Source organism: Microbacterium sp. HJ5, assembly GCF_054824025.1.
On sequence record NZ_JSYE01000041.1, the window covers coordinates 176 to 17,899 of the forward strand.

Below are 17,724 nucleotides of genomic sequence, written 5' to 3' on the forward strand. Positions count from 1 at the left end.
GCTAGCGGGCGTTCTTCGGAGCACCCACGTCCAGGACTCTAGAAGTCCCAGTCCTCGTCTTCGGTGGCCTCGGCCTTGCCGATGACGTACGACGAGCCCGACCCTGAGAAGAAGTCGTGGTTCTCATCGGCGTTCGGCGAAAGGGCCGACAGGATCGCCGGGTTCACATCGGTGACCGTCGAGGGGAACATCGCCTCGTAGCCCAGGTTCATGAGGGCCTTGTTGGCGTTGTAGTGCAGGAACTTCTTGACGTCCTCGCTGAGGCCGACGCCGTCGTAGAGGTCCTGCGTGTACTGCACCTCGTTGTCGTAGAGCTCGTAGAGCAGCGAGAACGTGTAGTCCTTGATGTCGTTGCGCGTCGCCTCGTCGACTTTCTCGAGCCCCCGCTGAAACTTGTAGCCGATGTAGTACCCGTGCACGGCCTCGTCGCGGATGATCAGGCGGATGAGGTCGGCCGTGTTGGTGAGCTTGGCGCGGCTCGACCAGTGCATCGGCAGGTAGAAGCCCGAATAGAAGAGGAAGCTCTCGAGCAGGGTCGAGGCGACCTTGCGCTTGAGCGGCTCGTCGCCCCGGTAGTACTCCATGACGATCTGAGCCTTCTTCTGAAGGTTCGGGTTCTCGACGGACCAGCGGAACGCCTCGTCGATCTCCTTCGTCGAGCACAGGGTCGAGAAGATCGACGAGTAGCTCTTGGCGTGCACCGACTCCATGAACGCGATGTTCGTGTAGACGGCCTCTTCGTGCGGTGTGAGCGCATCCGGGATCAGCGACACGGCGCCGACGGTGCCCTGGATCGTGTCGAGCAGCGTCAGGCCCGTGAAGACCCGCATCGTGAGGGTCTGCTCCTCGGGCGTGAGCGTGTTCCACGACTGGATGTCGTTCGACAGCGGCACCTTCTCGGGCAGCCAGAAGTTGTTCACGAGGCGGTTCCACACCTCGAGGTCCTTGTCGTCCTGGATGCGGTTCCAGTTGATGGCCTGGACGTGGTCCAGGAGCTGGAGCTTCTCGCTCATCGTCCTTCTTCTCTCGAATCCCTGATCAGACCGTCACAGCGTGCAGGAGACGCACTCGCTCATGTCGGTGCCCTCCAGCGCCATCTGACGCAGGCGGATGTAGTAGATCGTCTTGATGCCCTTGCGCCACGCGTAGATCTGCGCCTTGTTGATGTCGCGCGTGGTGGCGGTGTCCTTGAAGAACAGCGTCAGCGAAAGGCCCTGGTCCACGTGCTGCGTGGCCGCCGCGTACGTGTCGATGACCTTCTCGTAGCCGATCTCGTAGGCGTCCTGGTAGTAGTCCAGGTTCTCGTTCGTCATGAACGCCGCCGGGTAGTAGACGCGGCCGAGCTTGCCTTCCTTGCGGATCTCGATCTTCGCCGCGATCGGGTGGATCGACGACGTCGAGTTGTTGATGTACGAGATCGAGCCGGTCGGCGGCACCGCCTGCAGGTTCTGGTTGTAGATGCCGTGCTGCTGGATGGAGGCCTTCAGCTCGCGCCAGTCGTCCTGCGTGGGGATGTGGTGGCCGGCGAACATCTCCTGCACCTTCGCGGTCGCGGGCACCCACTCCTGGTCGATGTACTTGTCGAAGAACGCGCCGGATGCGTAGGTCGAGTCCTCGAACCCGTCGAAGGTCTCGCCGCGCTCGATCGCGATCCGGTTCGACGCGCGCAGCGCGTGGAACAGCACCGTGTAGAAGTAGATGTTCGTGAAGTCGACGCCCTCTTCGGAGCCGTAGTAGACGTGCTCACGGGCGAGGTAGCCGTGCAGGTTCATCTGCCCGAGGCCGATCGCGTGCGAGCGGTCGTTGCCGTCCTCGATCGAGCGGACCGAGGTGATGTGGCTCTGCTGGCTGACGGCCGTGAGGGCGCGGATGCTGGTGTCGACCGTCTTCGCGAGGTCACCGCCGTCCATCGCGAGGGCGATGTTGAGCGAGCCCAGGTTGCACGAGATGTCCTTGCCGATCTCGGCGTACGACAGGTCTTCGTTGTACGTGGTCGGCGTGTTGACCTGGAGGATCTCGGAGCACAGGTTCGACATGTTGATCCGGCCCTTGATCGGGTTGGCCTTGTTCACCGTGTCCTCGAACATGATGTACGGGTAGCCCGACTCGAACTGGATCTCGGCGAGGGTCTGGAAGAACTCGCGCGCGTTGATCTTCGTCTTCTTGATGCGCGGGTCGTCGACCATCTCGCGGTACTTCTCGGAGACCGAGATGTCGCCGAACGGCTGACCGTAGACCTTCTCGACGTCGTACGGGGAGAACAGGTACATGTCCTCGCCGTTCTTGGCGAGCTCGAACGTGATGTCGGGCACGACGACGCCGAGCGACAGCGTCTTGATGCGGATCTTCTCGTCGGCGTTCTCGCGCTTCGTGTCGAGGAACTTCATGATGTCGGGGTGGTGCGCGTTGAGGTACACCGCACCCGCGCCCTGGCGCGCGCCGAGCTGGTTGGCGTAACTGAAGCTGTCTTCGAGCAGCTTCATGACGGGAATGATGCCCGACGACTGGTTCTCGATCTGCTTGATCGGCGCGCCCGACTCGCGGATGTTGGAGAGCAGCAGCGCCACGCCGCCGCCGCGCTTGGACAGCTGGAGCGAGGAGTTGATGCCGCGCGAGATCGACTCCATGTTGTCTTCGATGCGCAGCAGGAAGCACGAGACGAGCTCGCCGCGCTGGGCCTTGCCGGCGTTGAGGAACGTGGGCGTCGCGGGCTGGAAGCGGCCCGAGAGGATCTCGTCGACGAGGCTCGTGGCGAGCTTCTCGTCGCCGTCCGCGAGCGCGAGGGCCGTCATGACGACGCGGTCCTCGAACCGCTCGAGGTAGCGCTTGCCGTCGAAGGTCTTGAGCGTGTAGCTCGTGTAGTACTTGAACGCCCCGAGGAACGTCTCGAAGCGGAACTTCTTGCCGTAGGCGAAGTCGTTGAGCTGCTGGATGAAGGAGAACGAGTACTTGTCGAGCACCGCGGGCTCGTAGTACTCCTTCTCGACCAGGTAGTCGAGGCGCTCCTTCAGCGAGTGGAAGAACACCGTGTTCTGGTTCACGTGCTGGAGGAAGTACTCCCGCGCGGCGCGCTTGTCGGCGTCGAACTGGATCTTTCCGTCGGCGTCGTAGAGGTTCAGCATCGCGTTGAGGGCGTGGTAATCCATGCCCTCGAACCGCACCTCGGTCTTGAAGTCCTTCTCTGTCACTGCAGCGTCTGCCATCGTTCCAATCCCTCGCTCACGCGTTCTACGTCTTCGGGCGTGCCGAATACTTCGAGCCGGTACAAGTGCGGCACATGACACTTGCGGCTGATGATGTCGCCGGCGATGCAGAAGTGCTCGCCGAAGTTGGTGTTGCCCGCGGAGATGACCCCGCGGATCAGGCGCCGGTTGCGCTCGTCGTTGAGGAACCGGATCACCTGTTTGGGAACGGCCCCCTTCTCCTCACCCCGGCCTTGGCCTCCGCCATAGGTCGGGGTGACGAGGATGAAGGGTTCGTCGACCACGAGGGCCGGATCCGTCGTGTGGAGAGGGATCCGCACCGCCCTGACCCCGAGCGTCTCGATGAAGCGTGCGGTGTTGCCCGAGACGCTCGAGAAGTAGACGAGGAGCGGTGTCGCGGTCCGGCGCCCGGCAACCGCGTCTCGCTGTGCGATCGCGGTTGCCATGGCGTCACGCGAGCCGCGAGGCGAGCTCGTCGATCTTGTCGGGACGGAAGCCCGACCAGTGGTCCTCATCGGTGATGACGACGGGCGCCTGGAGGTACCCCAGCGCCTTCACCTGCTCGAGGGCCGAAGGGTCCTCCGAGAGGTCGTGGATCTCGTACTCGATACCCTTCGAGTCGAGTGCTCGGTAGGTCGCGGTGCACTGCACGCACGCGGGCTTCGTGTAGACGGTGATCGCCATGTTGATCGTGTCTCTTCCCCTCAAATCCGCTGTCTTTCCGGCAGGCCCCCCGCCGGGAGACCAATACTACATATGGGTACCGACATTCGATAGCACCACAAGGGCTAGTAGTTACATCAGTGTGATTTTCCACCGCTCTCCCCATATACAACACAGGTTGTCCACCGTTTCATCCACAGGCGGACACCCGATTGCGAACCTGGAAAACGCCTGAATCACGGGAGAATCGGATGCCGCATCCGCGACTGTCCACAGGCGACACGCTAGAGCGGGGTCCGGACATCGGATTCGCCTGTGGAGAGCGGTTTGGGCGTGTCGCGGCGTGTCGCGGCGTGTCGTGCTCGGAGGCTAACGTGGACGGGTGGCGGGCTACCGGGATCTTCTTCGCACTCCGGGCGTCGCGCGCATCATCGCCGCGCAGCTGACCGCGCGATTCCCCAACGGGATGACCAGTCTGGCGATCCTGCTCCACATCGAGTACGTGACCGGCTCCTACGGAGCCGCGGGGCTCGTCCTCGCCGCCGCGTCGATCGGCCAGGCCATCGCCGGACCGGTGACCAGCCGCTGGATGGGGCGCTGGGGCATGCGTCCGGTGATCACCGCCACGATGATCGTCTGCGCGCTCTCCGTCACCGCGATCGCACTGCTGTCGCTCCCGCTTCCGGGCTACATGGCGCTGGGCCTCGTCAGCGGCCTGTCGACGCCGCCGATCCAGTCCGCCGCCCGCACGATCTACCCGAAGCTCGTGACGTCGAAGCAGCTCACCCCGCTGTTCTCGCTCGATGCGTCGCTCCAGGAGATCATCTGGATCATCGCGCCCGTCGTGATCACCCTCGTGGCCACCCAGGTCGGGACGGTGCAGGCGCTCCTGCTCATCGTGGTGATCCTCATCGGCGGCGGGTCGTGGTTCATCCTCTCCCCCGAGGTCGGCCGCGTGCGCATCCCGCGCAGCCGCCGGAGCATCGGCAAGGTGCTCACCAAGACGCCGGTCCTGCTCGCGACCGTCGTCGGCTTCCTGCTCATCGGCGCGTGCTCGGCGGTGGAGGCGGGCGTCGTGGCCACGTTCGACCACGGCGGGCTCGAGGCGGGCCTCGTGCTCGCGCTCTTCTCGGTGGGCAGCCTCGCCGGCGGCCTCGCGTTCGGCCACATCCCGATCGGCCCGTGGGCGATGGCGCGACGGCTGGCGATCGTGACGGTCGGCCTCAGCCTCACGATCGTCTCGCTCAACGTGTTCTGGCTCGGCGGCACGCTCGTGCTGGCGGGCATCGGCATCGCCCCGGCGCTGGCCGTCCTCTTCGCGATGACCTCCGCGAGCGTGAAGTTCAGCGACACGGCCGAGGCGTTCGGCTGGGTCGGGACGGGGCAGCTCATCGGCGCCGCCGCCGGCTCGGCGATCGCCGGCTTCCTCATCGACGACATCGGCCCCACCGGCGCCTACATCGCCGCGGCCGGGTTCGCGGTCGCCGGTCTGCTCGTCGCCGTGGCCTTCGTGCGCGGCTTCCCCGACCTGCGCGGCCGCGACGCCTCGCCGATCCCCGACACCGAGCCGGTCTCGACGATCACCTGAGCATCACACGCCGTCCATAGCCGGCGCATAGCCGTCGGGTGTGTCGTAGGAGCATGAGAGACGACGACACCCGCTGGACCGACGAGCGCGGCCACGTCATCGACGAGGACCACCGCGGCCTCGTCTACGACATCCGGACGCTGATCGACCGCCGCCGCGCGCTCGGGATCTTCGGAGGCGTCGCCCTCACGAGCCTGCTCGCCGCCTGCGGGGCGAAGACGGAAGCGGATGCCTCGGCCACCGCTTCGACGGCGGACGATCCGACCGCGTCCGCAACGGCGAACCCCACGGACGAGGCATCCGCCCCTCTGACGGAAGTGCCGGGCGAGACCGGCGGACCGTACCCGGGCGACGGCTCGAACGGCGTCAACGTGCTCGACGACTCCGGGATCGTCCGCAGCGACATCCGCGCGAGCTTCGGCTCGTCGACGACGGTCGCGCAGGGGGTGCCCCTCACGATCGCCCTCACGGTGCGGGATGCTGCCACCGGGGCGGCGCTCGCGGGGCGCGGCGTCTACCTATGGCACTGCGACCGCGACGGCGGCTACTCGCTCTACAGCGAGGGCGTCGAGAGCGAGAACTACCTCCGCGGCGTGCAGGCGACCGACGAACAGGGCACCGTGACCTTCACGTCGATCTATCCGGCCTGCTACTCCGGACGGTGGCCGCACATCCACTTCGAGGTCTACGACGACGTCGACACCGCCGTGGCGTCGGGCCCGATCGTCAAGACGTCCCAGATCGCGCTGCCCGATGAGGCCAACGCCGCCGTCTACGCGACGACCGGGTACGAGAGGAGCGTGCAGAACGCGGCGCGGGTGTCGCTGCAGGGCGACATGGTGTTCGGCGACGACGGCGGCATCCACCAGATGGCGACCATGTCGGGCTCCGTCGCGGCCGGGTACCGGGCGGCGCTCACGATCGGCGTCTGACGGGCGTCAGCTCAGTCGGTCGAGCAGCGCCAGGAGAGCCAGCGCGTAGGCGTCCGCCGGCTCGGGATGGTCGAACACCAGCCGTTCGCCGATCGTGACGATCTCGACTTCGTAGGTGTCGGGCCGTCGCCGCAGGGCGCGGAACGCCGCCCCGAGCAACTCGCGCAGCTGGCTCTCGTGCGGCAGCCACAGCGCGTCCTCGAGCGCCACCGAGTCGAGGGCCCACTCGGTCGTGCCGTTGAAGGCGAGGATGCGGCCCGTCGGGTACTCGCGCGGCTCGATCGTCATCTCGCTCACCGTGAAGACGTCGGCCTCGAACTCGGGCTCGTCGAGCTGGAACCGGTCGCCCGAGCGCGGACGCCACACCAGGCCGGCGTCGCGCAGCGCGACGGCGAGCTCGGTCGAGATCATGCAGACATCCTCTCGCGGGATGCCTCGTCCCGGGCCGCTTTGCGCCGGGCAACGTCCCGATCCGAACGCTCCTAGGCTGAGAGCATGCCCGCACCCGTCACGCTCCCCCGCCTGTCGTGGGGCGCCCCCGGCGCCGAGCGCCGCGCACTGCTCGTCCACGGCCTCGGATCCAACGGTCCGCTGATGTGGCGGTACGGCGTCGCCCTCGCCGACGCCGGCTGGTGCGCCGACGCGGTCGACCTGCGCGGCCACGGCACCGCGCCGCGCGCCCTCGACTACACCCTCGCCGCGTACGCCGCCGACCTCTCCGAGACCCGGCCCGGACCGGACGCCCCGTGGGACCTCGTCGTCGGCCACTCGCTCGGCGGCGCCGCGGCCACGGTCGCGGCATCCGCCGATCCGGCCTGGACGCGACGGCTGATCCTCATCGACCCGGCGATCGCGCTGACCGAGCGGGATCGCGAGATCGTGCGCGCGAGCCAGGAGGAGTCCTTCGCCGACCCCTCGGTCCGCGCGGTGCGCGACGGTCACCCGCACTGGCACGAGCAGGACGTCGAGCTCAAATCGCTCTCCGCGCAGCAGGCGAGCCGCTGGGCTGTCGAGCAGACGAGCGCGCAGAACGCCGAGTGGGATGTGACGGATGCCGCGACCGCCCTCGCCGTGCCGACCCACGTGATCGCATCCGACCCCGAGGTGTACAGCATCTTCCGCGGCAAGCCCGCCGAGTCGGTGGTCGCGGCCAACCCCCGCATCACGATGTCGGTCGTCGAGGGCGCGGGCCATTCGCCTCATCGCGACAAGCCCGAGGCCACGATCGCGCGGTTCCTCGAGGCCCTGGAGGGCTGACGGCGCCGCACCGCCCTCATTGCACGACGATCTCGTGCCCCTGTCCGACGTCGACCACGACTCCCACCCACGACGGGATCGCCGTCGACAGCGACTCCTGCAGGTCGTCCACCGGAGGCACCTGACCGTCGTCGGTGGTCACGTCGACGATCCCCTTGGCTCCGCTCCACGTGACGTCGTAGACGCGCGCACCGGGCTCGCCGGCGAGCCACTCGGTCGTCAGCTCCTGGATGGTCGCCGACCAGCGTGCGAGCGCGACCGCCGCGATCGAGTTCGCCGCCAGCGGGACGGCGATGAGCACCGCGAGCACGGTCACGACGATGTACGCCCGTCGGCGGTTCGCGGTCGTCGACGATCCGGGCTCCCGCGCGTACCCGCCCATCGTGAACACGATGGTGCCGGCGATCACGAGAGCGAGCACGTTCGACAGGAACAGCACGAGCGCGCCGAGTGCATCCGACCACAGGCCTTGGCCGGCGCACACGCCGACCACGCCCAGAGGCGGCACGAGCGAGATCGAGATCGCGACACCGGGCAGGACTGCGCTGAGGTCCTTGCGGCACATCGCGAAGCCGCCGGCGAAACCGGTCGCGAGCGCGGCGACGAGGTCCATGAGGCTCGGCGACGTCCGTCCGAGCACCTGCGAGTTGGTCGCGAGGCTCTGCGGTGTCGCGACGAACAGCGCGAAGACGAGCCCGAGCGCGACGACGATGACGAGGCCCGCCAGCACCCACAGGATCGAGCGGATGACGAGGCTCAGGTGACCGGTCACGATGCCGAGCCCGATCCCGAGGATGGGGGTGCCGAGCGGCGCGATGATCATGGCGCCGATGACGGTGGCCGTCGAGTCGGTCAGCACGCCGGCGATGGCGATCAGCGCCGCGAGGGTCAGCATGATCAGGAAGCCGGTGCGCTTGGACTGCTTGTCGCCGTAGCCGAGGTCGAGGGCGTCGGTGAGCGCCTGGACCGTCTGGCGCTGAGCGGGCGGGATCAGGGTCTGACTGAAACGGGGCATCTCGGCTCCTTGCTCGTCGCTGCGATCATCGTGGCACGCACCGTCCGCGCCGTGCCGCAACGCGGGAGAATGTCCGGGTGACCGACTTCGATCCCGCCGCGCATCTGCCCGACGACCTGCTCGAGCGCATCCGCGGGCGGGCGCCGCAGCACGATCGCGACAACACGTTCCCGCAGGCCGACCTCGACGAGCTGCGGGATGCCGGCTACCTCGCAATCCTCGTCCCGGCGGAGCTCGGCGGTGCCGGGCTCGGGCTGGCCGAGGCATCCGCTCTCCAGCAGCGGCTCGCGGAAGCCGCTCCCGCGACCGCGCTGGCCGTGAACATGCACCTGGTGTGGACCGGCGTCGCCAAGGTGCTGGCCGACCGCGGCATCGACGACCTCCGTTTCGTGCAGGAGGGCGCGGCGGGCGGCGAGGTGTTCGCGTTCGGGATCAGCGAGGCGGGCAACGATCTCGTCCTGTTCGGAAGTGGAACGGACGCCTCGCCGCAGGACCACGGCGGATACGCGTTCACCGGCACGAAGATCTTCACCTCGCTCGCCCCGGTCTGGACACAGCTCGGGCTGCACGGACTCGACACGTCCTCGCCGGACGGGCCGAAGATGGTCTACGCGTTCGTGCCGCGGTCGGAGGAGGCGGCGGGGCGCGTGGTCACGCGCGACGACTGGGACACGCTCGGCATGCGCGGTACGCAGTCCCGCACGACCGAGCTGCACGGTGCCGTCGCCCCGGCGGGCCGGGTGGCGCGGCGCATCGATCCGGGCCCGAATCCCGACCCGCTCATCTTCGGGATCTTCAGCGTCTTCGAGATCCTGCTCGCGTCGGTCTACACCGGCATCGCTCGGCGAGCGCTCGACCTCGCGGTCACCGCGGCGTCGAACCGCACGTCGAAGCGGACCGGCAAGCCCTACAGCCAGGACCCCGACATCCGCCGGCGGATCGCCGGCATGGCGCTCGCGTACGACGCCCTGCCGCCGCAGCTCGACGCGCTCGCCGGGGATGTCGACCAGCGGGCCGACCACGGCGCGCGGTGGTTCTCGCTGCTGGCGGGGGTGAAGCACCGCGCGGTCACCGCGGCGAAGGCCGTCGTCGACGACGCCGTCCTGGTCGCGGGCGGGTCGTCGTACTTCGCGTCGAACGAGCTCGGACGCCTCTACCGCGACGTGCTCGCAGGCCTGTTCCACCCGAGCGATCCGGAGTCGGCGCACTCCACCGTCGCGACGGCGTGGCTCGGACCCCTCGACGACTGAGCAGGTGCGGCACACGGATCGCCGCGTGCGCCTTCCGGCCGTGTCGTGCGCGAACCGGGCGCGCGGTCGGCGTTCGCCTCGGGGCCCGGATACGTTCGGATCGACAGCACGTCGACCCGACCGCGGTCTCGAGGAGTTCGGATGGGAACCATGTTCTACGGGGGCTCGGAGACTCCCGTCCACATCGACGACGTCGCGCTCGCACATCTCAAGATCGTGATCGCGACCAAGCTGCGACGCAGCGAGAGCTTCACGGTGTCGTGGCGGCATCAGGACGACGAGCCCGGCGGACGCAGCACGATCTGGCTGCACCCTTCCATTCCGCTGCGCTTCGTGTTCGAGCACCCTGAGCCCACGGCGCTCGACCGCGCCTGGATCGCCGAGCTCGCCAACTCGGCGAACTCGTCGGGCGGCATCACGCTGGTCGCCGACCAGGTCCACCTGTCCGGCGGGCCCGTCCTCACGCCGGTGAAGCCGGACGGCGCGGCGGTCCCGTCGTAGCGCTGCGGGCGCTCAGCCCTGGCGCTGGGTCTCGCTCGGGCTCCGGCCGTAGCGCGCGCGATAGTGCGACGCGAAGCGCGAGGGGTGCGCGAAACCCCACGCTCTGGCGATCTCCGCAACCGTAAGAGGGCCGCCCTCCTTCAGCTGCGCGTGCGCGCCCGCAAGACGCAGGCCGCGGAGGTACTCGGTCGGCGTGGTGCCCATCGCGCGCCGGAACGCGGCCTGCAGCCCCCGGGTCGACATGCCCGCCGCGACCGCGATGTCGTCGATGGTCACGGGCTCGGCGGCGTGCGACTCCATGAACGAGATCGCGCGCCGCACCGAGAGCGGCGCGGGCCGCTTCTGCCCGCCCCGCTCGAGCGCGTCGGCGAAGCTCGTGCAGAAGGTGGTCAGGGTCGCGTGGAGCGCGTGACGCCGCAGCTCCGATTCGAGCAGGGGCTCCGGCGTGCCGGTCCGGGACGAGGCGACCAGCCCAGCGAGCACGTACGAGTGCGCCCGTTCCCAGTGGGCGCCGGCGGCCGCATTTCGCGGCGCCGGATCGAGCACTTCGAGCATGAGCCCGTCGTCGCCTGACATCCGCCGCGCCGCCTCCTGCGCGTGATCGAGCTCGAAGACGAACGCCCTCACGGTCGCGGGGCCGTCCCACCCCGCCTCAGTGACGGCGCCGGACGACGCCCACGGCAGGGCCACGTCGTACTCGCGCCGCGGCGCGCCGACCCAGCCGGAGTCGGTCGCCACCCGGCAGGCCATGAGCTGCGACAGCGGCTCGATCGCCGACCGCACATTCCCCGTCAGCTGGTACGCGACGACCGAGATGCCTTCCAGCGCCGCCGACTGCCACGCCAGCTCGGCTCGACCCTCCGGACCCGGATCGCGCAGCCGCGCCGAAGGCACGAACTCGCGCCAGGTCTGCTCCACGGCGTCGAAGCCCGACTGGCGCAGCGAAAGCACGTCTGCCATGCACGTCTCCCCGTTTCGGCGTCGACGGCGAGGGCCGGGGCGACGTCGGTTTCCACTTCGAGCCCGAGCGAGGAGGGCCGAGCAGTCAAGATATCACGCACCCGAAAAGCAGCGTGCGAGGATGAGCCCATGTCCCGGACGCCGACGCACCTGCTGAGCCCGGCCGATCAGGAGCGCCGCCGCGGTCTGCGCCTGATGAAGGGCGTGGCGCTCGGCGCGCTGCTGTTCATGGCGATGCTGTTCGTGATCGCGTTCGCGTTCCAGGAGCAGGTTCCGGCTCTCGCCTACGTCCGCGCCTTCGCCGAGGGCGGCATGGTGGGTGCGCTGGCCGACTGGTTCGCGGTGACGGCGCTGTTCCGCCATCCGCTCGGCATCCCCATCCCGCACACGGCGATCATTCCGCGTCGCAAGGACGAGATCGGGCAGAACCTGGGCGAGTTCGTCGAGACGGAGTTCCTGCGCGCCGACGTCGTGCGCACCAAGCTCGAGGCCACGGCGGTCTCTGCGCGGCTCGGCGAGTGGCTGAGCGAGCCGGCCCATGCCGAGCGGGTGGCGGCCGAGGCATCCGTCATGGCTTCCGGAGTGCTCCAGGCGCTCAGCGACGACGACGTCCAGAGCGTCATCGAAGACCTCGCCCGCGAGCACCTCATCTCGCCCGAGTGGGGACCGCCGCTCGGCGCGTGGCTGGGCCGGATCGTCGAATCGGGCGCCCACCACGGCGCGGTCGACATGGCGGTCGACAGCATCGGGGCCTGGCTCGCAGCCAATCAGCCCGCGTTCACCGGACTGGTCTCCCGGCGACTGCCGTCGTGGCTGCCCTCGGTGGCGCAGCGGCTCGTCGACGACACGGTCTACAAGGAGGCGGTCAACTTCATCGCCGCGGTGCAGCGCGATCCGGGGCATCCGGCGCGTCGCGCGATCGACGGCTACCTCGACCGCCTCGCGGACAACCTCCAGCACGACCCCGCCACCATCGGCCGCTTCGAGGACGCGAAGGCGGCGATGTTCGACAGTCCGCGCGTGCGGGAGCTCGCGGCCGAGGCGTGGAACACCGCGAAGGCCGGACTGCTCGCGTCGCTGGCCGATCCGGACAGCGGCCTGCGCCGCCGGGCCGCGACGGCGCTCTCCGAGATCGGCACGAGACTGACAACGGATGCCGCGCTCCAGCGCCGCGTCGACACGTGGGTGACCGACGCCGCGGTCTTCCTGGTCGACCGCTACCGCCACGACATCGCATCGATCATCGCCGACACGGTGGAGCGGTGGGATCCCGCAGAGACCACGGAGAAGATCGAGCTCATGGTGGGCCGCGACCTCCAGTACATCCGGCTCAACGGCACGATCGTCGGCGCCCTCGCGGGTCTCGTCATCTTCTCGATCGCCCACGCGCTCCTGGGCTGACGCTCGCTAGCCTGATCCCGTGGCCTCAGACCAGCCGATGCACCTCCTGTTCAGCTACGGCACGCTCCAGCATCCCGAGGTGCAGCTCGATACCTTCGGCCGGCTGCTCGAGGCCGACGACGATGTGCTGCCGGGCTACACCGTCGACTACGCCGAGATCGAGGACCCACGCGTCGTCGATCTGTCGGGCCTCGCGGTCCACCCGATCGTCCGGGCCACGGGTTCACCGCGCGACAAGGTCGTCGGCAAGGTGCTGCGCGTCACCGACGACGAGCTCGACGCCTCCGACGAATACGAGGTCGCGCTCTATCGGCGGGTCTCCGTGGTCCTCGCGAGCGGGCGCACCGCGTGGGTCTACGTCTCGGTGTGACAGCCGGAGTAGCGTCGTCGCTGTGACCCTCTCGCACGATCCGCTCTGGCCGCGCGCCGGAGGCTGGCCCGCTCCCGACGGCACGCGGGGGTGGGATGCCGCGATCCTCGGCGTGCCGGCCTGGCGCACGTCGCTCTCGCCGACCGGCGCCCACGCCACGCCCGCCGCGGTGCGCGAGGCACTCCGCCGGTACAGCCCGACGCTGCTCGGTCCCCCGCCGGTCGACCTGTCGGAGGCGCTGCGCATCGTCGACGCGGGCGACGTCGCCTCGCCCGACGGGCCGCAGGGCGAGGCATCCGTCCGCTCCGCCGTCCGCGAGCTCATCGAGGACGTCGGGCTCGTCGTCGCGCTCGGAGGCGACAACTCCGCGACGTACGCCGTCGCGCAGGGCGCCGGCGCGGCCGGCCTCATCACGATCGACGCGCACTTCGACCTGCGCGACGGGGTGTCCAACGGCTCGCCCGTCCGACGGCTCGTCGAGGACGGCCTCGACCCCCGCCGCATCGTGCAGCTCGGGATCGCCGACTTCGCGAACTCCGTCGCCTACGCGCAGCGTGCGGCCGACCTCGGCGTCACGGTCGTCTCCCTCGACGAGGTGCGCCGCCGCGGACCGCAGGACGTCATGGCCGAGGCGCTCGACATCGCGGGTGCGGACGGCGGCACCGTCCACCTCGACATCGACGTCGACGTGTGCGACCGCTCGGTCGCGCCCGGGTGCCCCGCGTCGGTGCCCGGCGGGCTCGCCGCGTGGGAGCTCCGCGGGCTCGTTCGAGCCGCGGCATCCGATCCCCGCCTTCGCAGCGCCGACATCGTCGAGGTCGATGCGACGGCGGATGCCCCGGACGGACGCACGGTGCGCCTCGCGGCGCTGTGCGTGCTCGAGCTCCTCGCAGGAAAGGCGGTGGCCGCATGATCCGGCTGGCACTCGTTCGGCACGCGAAGTCGGACTGGGGGGACTCGTCGCTCGACGATCACGACCGGCCGCTCAACGAGCGCGGGCTCGCCGACGCCCCGCGCATGGCAGCGGCGTTCGCCGAGAGCGCCGGGTGGCGGCCGGCGGTGATCCTGTCGAGCACCGCACTGCGGGCGCGCACCACCGCGACGTTCTTCAGCGAGGCGACCCGCGTGGCCGTCGAGGAGCAGGAGGAGCTGTACGGCGCGGGCGCCTCGAGGATCCTCAACGCGGCCGTCGAATCGCGTGCCGCATGGGTCATGGTCGTCGGCCACGACCCCGGCATGACCGCGCTCGCGGAGCGGCTCTCGGGCGGCGGCATCGCGCGCATGCCCACGTGCGCCGTCGCCACGTTCTCGTGGAGCACCGACGAGTGGGCGATCGCCACAGCCGTCGACCCCGACGAGTGGAACCTCGACACGCCGCGCTGAACCTCCTGCGCTGATCCGGACCGTATCAGCGGCTCCGGCCGTCCCCTCCTTCCCGGCACACAACCACCTGTGTTGGGAAGGAAGGTAGTGCCATGCCCAAACTGGACATCGCAGAGCTCACTTCGTCGATCCGCGCGAGCAACCTCACGTGGGTTGCGCGCGAGAACGTCGTGGCGACGCTCTCGGAGGCCAAGAAGAAGCGGATGCTGGGCGTCGTCGTCGACGAGGCAGCGCTGCGCGCCGAGATGGCGCCGCGGTCGGTCGCCGGTCCGCCGCCCGCGTTCGATCCCGCCGTCGACTGGCGCAATCGCAACGGCAACCACGTCACGCCACCCAAGGACCAGGGCAACTGCGGCTCGTGCGTCTCGTTCTGCACGACGGGCCTCGTCGAGTCGATGGCGTCCATCGAGAAGGGGCAGCGACTCGACCTCTCCGAGGCCGACCTGCACTTCTGCTCGAACCACGGGGCGAACTGCAACGGCTGGTGGCCGTCGCAGGCGCTCGACGAGATCAAGGCCCGGGGCATCCCCGACGAGGCGGCGTTCCCGTATTCGACGGCGTTCACCGGCGCCGGCGGAGCACCCGTGTGCAAGCTCGTGCCGGACCGCGACAAGCGGGCCGTCAAGATCACGTCGTGGAACGCGCTCACGAGCGCCGCGGAGCGCAAGAACCACCTCACGACGAAGGGTCCCGTCTCGGCGGTCATGGAGGTCTACGACGACTTCTTCTACTACTCGAGCGGCGTCTACCGCCACACCACGGGCGGGCTCGCGGGCCTGCACTGCGTGCTGGTGATCGGATACTCCGAGGCGGAGCAGGCGTGGATCGCCAAGAACAGCTGGGGCACCGGCTGGGGTGACGGCGGCTACTTCAAGATCGCCTACGGTCAGGCCGGCATCGACACCACCTATCCGTTCCACGGCGCGGCGGGGGTCAAGCTCCCCGGCACGCAGTTCAGCGGCTGGGAGGACCTCGGCGGCATCCTCACCTCGCGCCCGCAGGCGGAGTCGTGGGGGCCGAACCGCATCGACGTCGTCGCGCGCGGCACGGACTCGGCCGTGTGGCACCGCTGGTGGGACGGCTCTTCGTGGAAGGGCTGGGAGAGCCTCGGCGGCATCATCCAGGACGGCCCCGCGATCAGCAGCTGGGGGTCGGGACGCCTCGACATCTTCGGCGTCGGCACCGATCACAAGCTGTACCACAAGTGGTTCCAGGGCGGCTGGAGCGGCTGGGAGAGCCTCGGCGGCTTCCTCACGTCCGAGCCGGCGGCGGTGTCGTGGGGGCCGAACCGCATCGACGTGTTCGCACGGGGCGGCGACTACGCGCTGTGGCACCTGTGGTGGGACGGAACCGCGTGGCGCGGCTGGGAGAACCTCGGCGGCATCATCACCGAGGCGCCCGGAGCGGTCTCGTGGGGTCCGAACCGTGTCGACGTGTTCGCCCGCGGCACCGACTCGCACATGTACCACAAGGCGTGGAACGGCAGCGTGTGGGTCGACTGGCAGGACCTCGGCGGTATCCTCAGCTCGGGCGTCGGAGCCAGCTCGTGGGCGGCGAACCGGATCGACACGTTCGTGATGGGGACCGACAGCCACATGTACCACAAGTGGACGATCTGACCGGATCGGACGGAGCCGTCATGGAGCACCTCACCGCCGTCGTCGACGAACCGGTCCGCATCGCGCTGGAGTCATCCGGCGGCGCGGGCTACGAGTGGCGGCTCGGTGAGATGCCGCCCGGTCTCCGGCTCGAGACTCGCGAGAGCCTCCCGCCGGAGGCCGGGGCGCCTCCCGGCTCGCCGCACCAGGTCGTGTTCACGCTGGTCGCCCAGGCCGAGGGCACGTACGAGGTGACGTTCACGCTGCAGCGGCCGTGGGAATCGGATGCCGCGCAGGAGCGCGTCTTCGAGATCGAGGCCGTCGCGGGCTGAGGCTGCTGTGGGCACGGTCTGCGTCCGGCGCCGGTGTCGGAACGGCGCCGTGTCAGAGCCGCCCGCCGTCCTTCCACACGCCCGCGATCAGAGGGACGCCGGGCCGGTAGGCGAGGTGCACGCGGGTGGGGGCGTCGAGCAGCGCGAGGTCGGCGCGGGCGCCGGGTGCGATGAGGCCGACGTCGTCGCGTCGCAGGGCTCGAGCGCCGCCGGCGGTGGCCGCCCAGACCGCCTCGGAGGGCGTCATCCCCATCTCGCGCACGGCCAGCGCGATCATGAGCGGCATCGAGCTGGTGAAGCTCGACCCCGGGTTGCAGTCGCTCGCGAGGGCGACGGTGACCCCCGCGTCGATGAGCCGGCGCGCGTCGGGGTACGGCTGGCGCGTCGAGAACTCGACGCCCGGGAGGAGCGTCGCGACGGTGTGCGCGCCCGCGAGCGCCGCGACGTCCGCGTCGTCCAGATACGTGCAGTGGTCGACGGATGCCGCACCCAGCGCGACGGCGAGTCGGACCCCTTCCCCGTGCCCGAGCTGGTTGCCGTGCACGCGCGGCAGGAGCCCGTGCGCGACCCCGGCGGCCAGGATGCGACGGCTCTCGTCGGGCGTGAACGCGCCGCGCTCGCAGAAGACGTCGATCCAGCGGGCGTGCGGTCGAACGGCCTCGAGCATCGGGCCGACCACGAGGTCGACGTACTCCGCGCGCCGGTCGGCGTGGTCGGCGGGAACGACGTGCGCGCCGAGGAATGTGACCTCGGGCGTGACCTCCGCCGCGAGCCGGGCGAGGCGCGCCTCGTCGTGCACGGAGAGTCCGTAGCCGGTCTTCACCTCGAAGGTGGTGGTTCCCTGGGCGTGGAGCTCGTGGACGAAGCCTGCGAGCCGGGCTCGCAGCTCCTCGTCGCTCGCGGCGCGGGTGGCCGCGACGGTGCGGCGTATGCCGCCCGCGGCATAGGGGGTACCGGTCATGCGCGCCTCGAACTCGTCGGCGCGGTCGCCGCCGAAGACGAGATGGGTGTGGCTGTCGACGAAGCCCGGGATGACCGCCCGGCCGCCGGCGTCGACGGTGTCGGCGATCCCCGTCGGGGCGTCGGCGGCGGACCCCACCCACGCGATGCGGGGGCCCTCGACCAGCACGGCGGCGTCGCGCAGCGTGCCCGTCGGGTCGCCCTCGCGGTCGACGTTGGTCGTCAGCTCGCCGACGTTCGTGATGAGCGTCGGGTTCACAGCATCCACCCTTTCCCTTCAGCCGTGTCCCAGTATCTGTCGCTCGCAGTCC

19 protein-coding genes are annotated in these 17,724 nt (G+C 69.6%); 11 read left to right on the plus strand and 8 right to left on the minus strand.

The annotated features are described in order from the left end of the window. Positions 1-38: 38 nt before the first annotated feature. From nrdF to nrdH, 4 genes are read right to left on the minus strand one after another with little or no spacing between them, the layout of a single operon-like run. Positions 39-1,013, minus strand: a complete 975-nt coding sequence (gene nrdF / locus OB08_RS15700; protein WP_461476373.1) for a class 1b ribonucleoside-diphosphate reductase subunit beta — start codon at positions 1,011-1,013, stop codon at positions 39-41. A 33-nt stretch (positions 1,014-1,046) separates the two neighbouring features. Next, the gene (nrdE, locus tag OB08_RS15705) at positions 1,047-3,203 is read right to left on the minus strand and encodes a class 1b ribonucleoside-diphosphate reductase subunit alpha (RefSeq protein ID WP_461476375.1); all 2,157 of its coding nucleotides are present in this window, start codon (positions 3,201-3,203) and stop codon (positions 1,047-1,049) included. Next, positions 3,185-3,649, minus strand: coding sequence for a class Ib ribonucleoside-diphosphate reductase assembly flavoprotein NrdI (gene nrdI / locus OB08_RS15710; RefSeq protein ID WP_461476376.1), 465 nt, complete (start codon positions 3,647-3,649; stop codon positions 3,185-3,187). The genes nrdE and nrdI overlap by 19 nt, the downstream gene beginning before the upstream one ends. Positions 3,650-3,653: 4 nt before the next feature. Then, complete coding sequence (gene nrdH / locus OB08_RS15715) at positions 3,654-3,887, minus strand: glutaredoxin-like protein NrdH (RefSeq protein ID WP_019181042.1); 234 nt, start codon at positions 3,885-3,887, stop codon at positions 3,654-3,656. A gap of 361 nt (positions 3,888-4,248) precedes the next feature. Between nrdH and OB08_RS15720 the strand changes: the two genes are divergently transcribed. Together OB08_RS15720 and OB08_RS15725 are read left to right on the plus strand one after the other, a co-directional pair. Continuing rightward, entirely contained in the window at positions 4,249-5,454 is a 1,206-nt protein-coding gene (locus tag OB08_RS15720; RefSeq protein WP_461476378.1) for an MFS transporter, read from the plus strand. 53 nt (positions 5,455-5,507) lie between these two features. Then, positions 5,508-6,386, plus strand: a complete 879-nt coding sequence (locus OB08_RS15725) for an intradiol ring-cleavage dioxygenase (RefSeq protein WP_461476380.1) — start codon at positions 5,508-5,510, stop codon at positions 6,384-6,386. A 6-nt stretch (positions 6,387-6,392) separates the two neighbouring features. Here OB08_RS15725 and OB08_RS15730 read toward each other — a convergent pair whose 3' ends face one another. Then, entirely contained in the window at positions 6,393-6,797 is a 405-nt protein-coding gene (locus tag OB08_RS15730) for a pilus assembly protein CpaE (RefSeq protein ID WP_461476382.1), read from the minus strand. Between the two features lie 84 nt (positions 6,798-6,881). Here OB08_RS15730 and OB08_RS15735 point away from each other — a divergent pair, with 84 nt between their 5' ends. Next, positions 6,882-7,643: an alpha/beta fold hydrolase gene (locus tag OB08_RS15735; RefSeq protein ID WP_461476384.1), complete on the plus strand. Its 762-nt coding sequence runs from the start codon at positions 6,882-6,884 to the stop codon at positions 7,641-7,643. A gap of 16 nt (positions 7,644-7,659) precedes the next feature. Here OB08_RS15735 and OB08_RS15740 read toward each other — a convergent pair whose 3' ends face one another. Then, positions 7,660-8,658, minus strand: coding sequence for a TIGR00341 family protein (locus tag OB08_RS15740; RefSeq protein ID WP_461476386.1), 999 nt, complete (start codon positions 8,656-8,658; stop codon positions 7,660-7,662). Positions 8,659-8,735: 77 nt separating this feature from the next. Between OB08_RS15740 and OB08_RS15745 the strand changes: the two genes are divergently transcribed. Both OB08_RS15745 and OB08_RS15750 read left to right on the plus strand, forming a co-directional pair. Then, positions 8,736-9,908, plus strand: a complete 1,173-nt coding sequence (locus tag OB08_RS15745; protein ID WP_461476387.1) for an acyl-CoA dehydrogenase family protein — start codon at positions 8,736-8,738, stop codon at positions 9,906-9,908. 141 nt (positions 9,909-10,049) lie between these two features. Then, positions 10,050-10,409 (plus strand): DUF7882 family protein, encoded by a 360-nt coding sequence (locus tag OB08_RS15750; RefSeq protein WP_461476389.1) that lies wholly within the window; start codon positions 10,050-10,052, stop codon positions 10,407-10,409. Between the two features lie 12 nt (positions 10,410-10,421). Here OB08_RS15750 and OB08_RS15755 read toward each other — a convergent pair whose 3' ends face one another. Next, complete coding sequence (locus tag OB08_RS15755) at positions 10,422-11,369, minus strand: helix-turn-helix transcriptional regulator (protein WP_461476391.1); 948 nt, start codon at positions 11,367-11,369, stop codon at positions 10,422-10,424. A 129-nt stretch (positions 11,370-11,498) separates the two neighbouring features. On the opposite strand from OB08_RS15755, the gene OB08_RS15760 reads away from it, so the two are divergent. The 6 genes from OB08_RS15760 to OB08_RS15785 all read left to right on the plus strand — a co-directional run bounded on the left by OB08_RS15760 (position 11,499) and on the right by OB08_RS15785 (position 16,453). Then, positions 11,499-12,770 (plus strand): DUF445 domain-containing protein, encoded by a 1,272-nt coding sequence (locus OB08_RS15760; protein WP_461476393.1) that lies wholly within the window; start codon positions 11,499-11,501, stop codon positions 12,768-12,770. 19 nt (positions 12,771-12,789) lie between these two features. Then, positions 12,790-13,140, plus strand: coding sequence for a gamma-glutamylcyclotransferase family protein (locus tag OB08_RS15765; protein ID WP_461476394.1), 351 nt, complete (start codon positions 12,790-12,792; stop codon positions 13,138-13,140). Between the two features lie 22 nt (positions 13,141-13,162). After that, a complete protein-coding gene (locus tag OB08_RS15770; RefSeq protein ID WP_461476396.1) occupies positions 13,163-14,053 on the plus strand; it encodes an agmatinase family protein in 891 nt (296 codons plus the stop codon). Further along, positions 14,050-14,523 carry a SixA phosphatase family protein gene (locus tag OB08_RS15775; RefSeq protein WP_461476398.1) on the plus strand — a complete coding sequence of 158 codons (474 nt, stop codon included), beginning with the start codon at positions 14,050-14,052 and terminating at the stop codon, positions 14,521-14,523. The genes OB08_RS15770 and OB08_RS15775 overlap by 4 nt, the downstream gene beginning before the upstream one ends. Positions 14,524-14,615: 92 nt before the next feature. Then, complete coding sequence (locus OB08_RS15780; RefSeq protein WP_461476400.1) at positions 14,616-16,142, plus strand: C1 family peptidase; 1,527 nt, start codon at positions 14,616-14,618, stop codon at positions 16,140-16,142. A 20-nt stretch (positions 16,143-16,162) separates the two neighbouring features. Then, entirely contained in the window at positions 16,163-16,453 is a 291-nt protein-coding gene (locus OB08_RS15785) for a protease inhibitor I42 family protein (RefSeq protein ID WP_461476402.1), read from the plus strand. Between the two features lie 52 nt (positions 16,454-16,505). On the opposite strand, the gene hutI is transcribed toward OB08_RS15785, so the two are convergent. Next, complete coding sequence (gene hutI / locus OB08_RS15790) at positions 16,506-17,672, minus strand: imidazolonepropionase (RefSeq protein WP_461476404.1); 1,167 nt, start codon at positions 17,670-17,672, stop codon at positions 16,506-16,508. Positions 17,673-17,724: the final 52 nt, after the last annotated feature.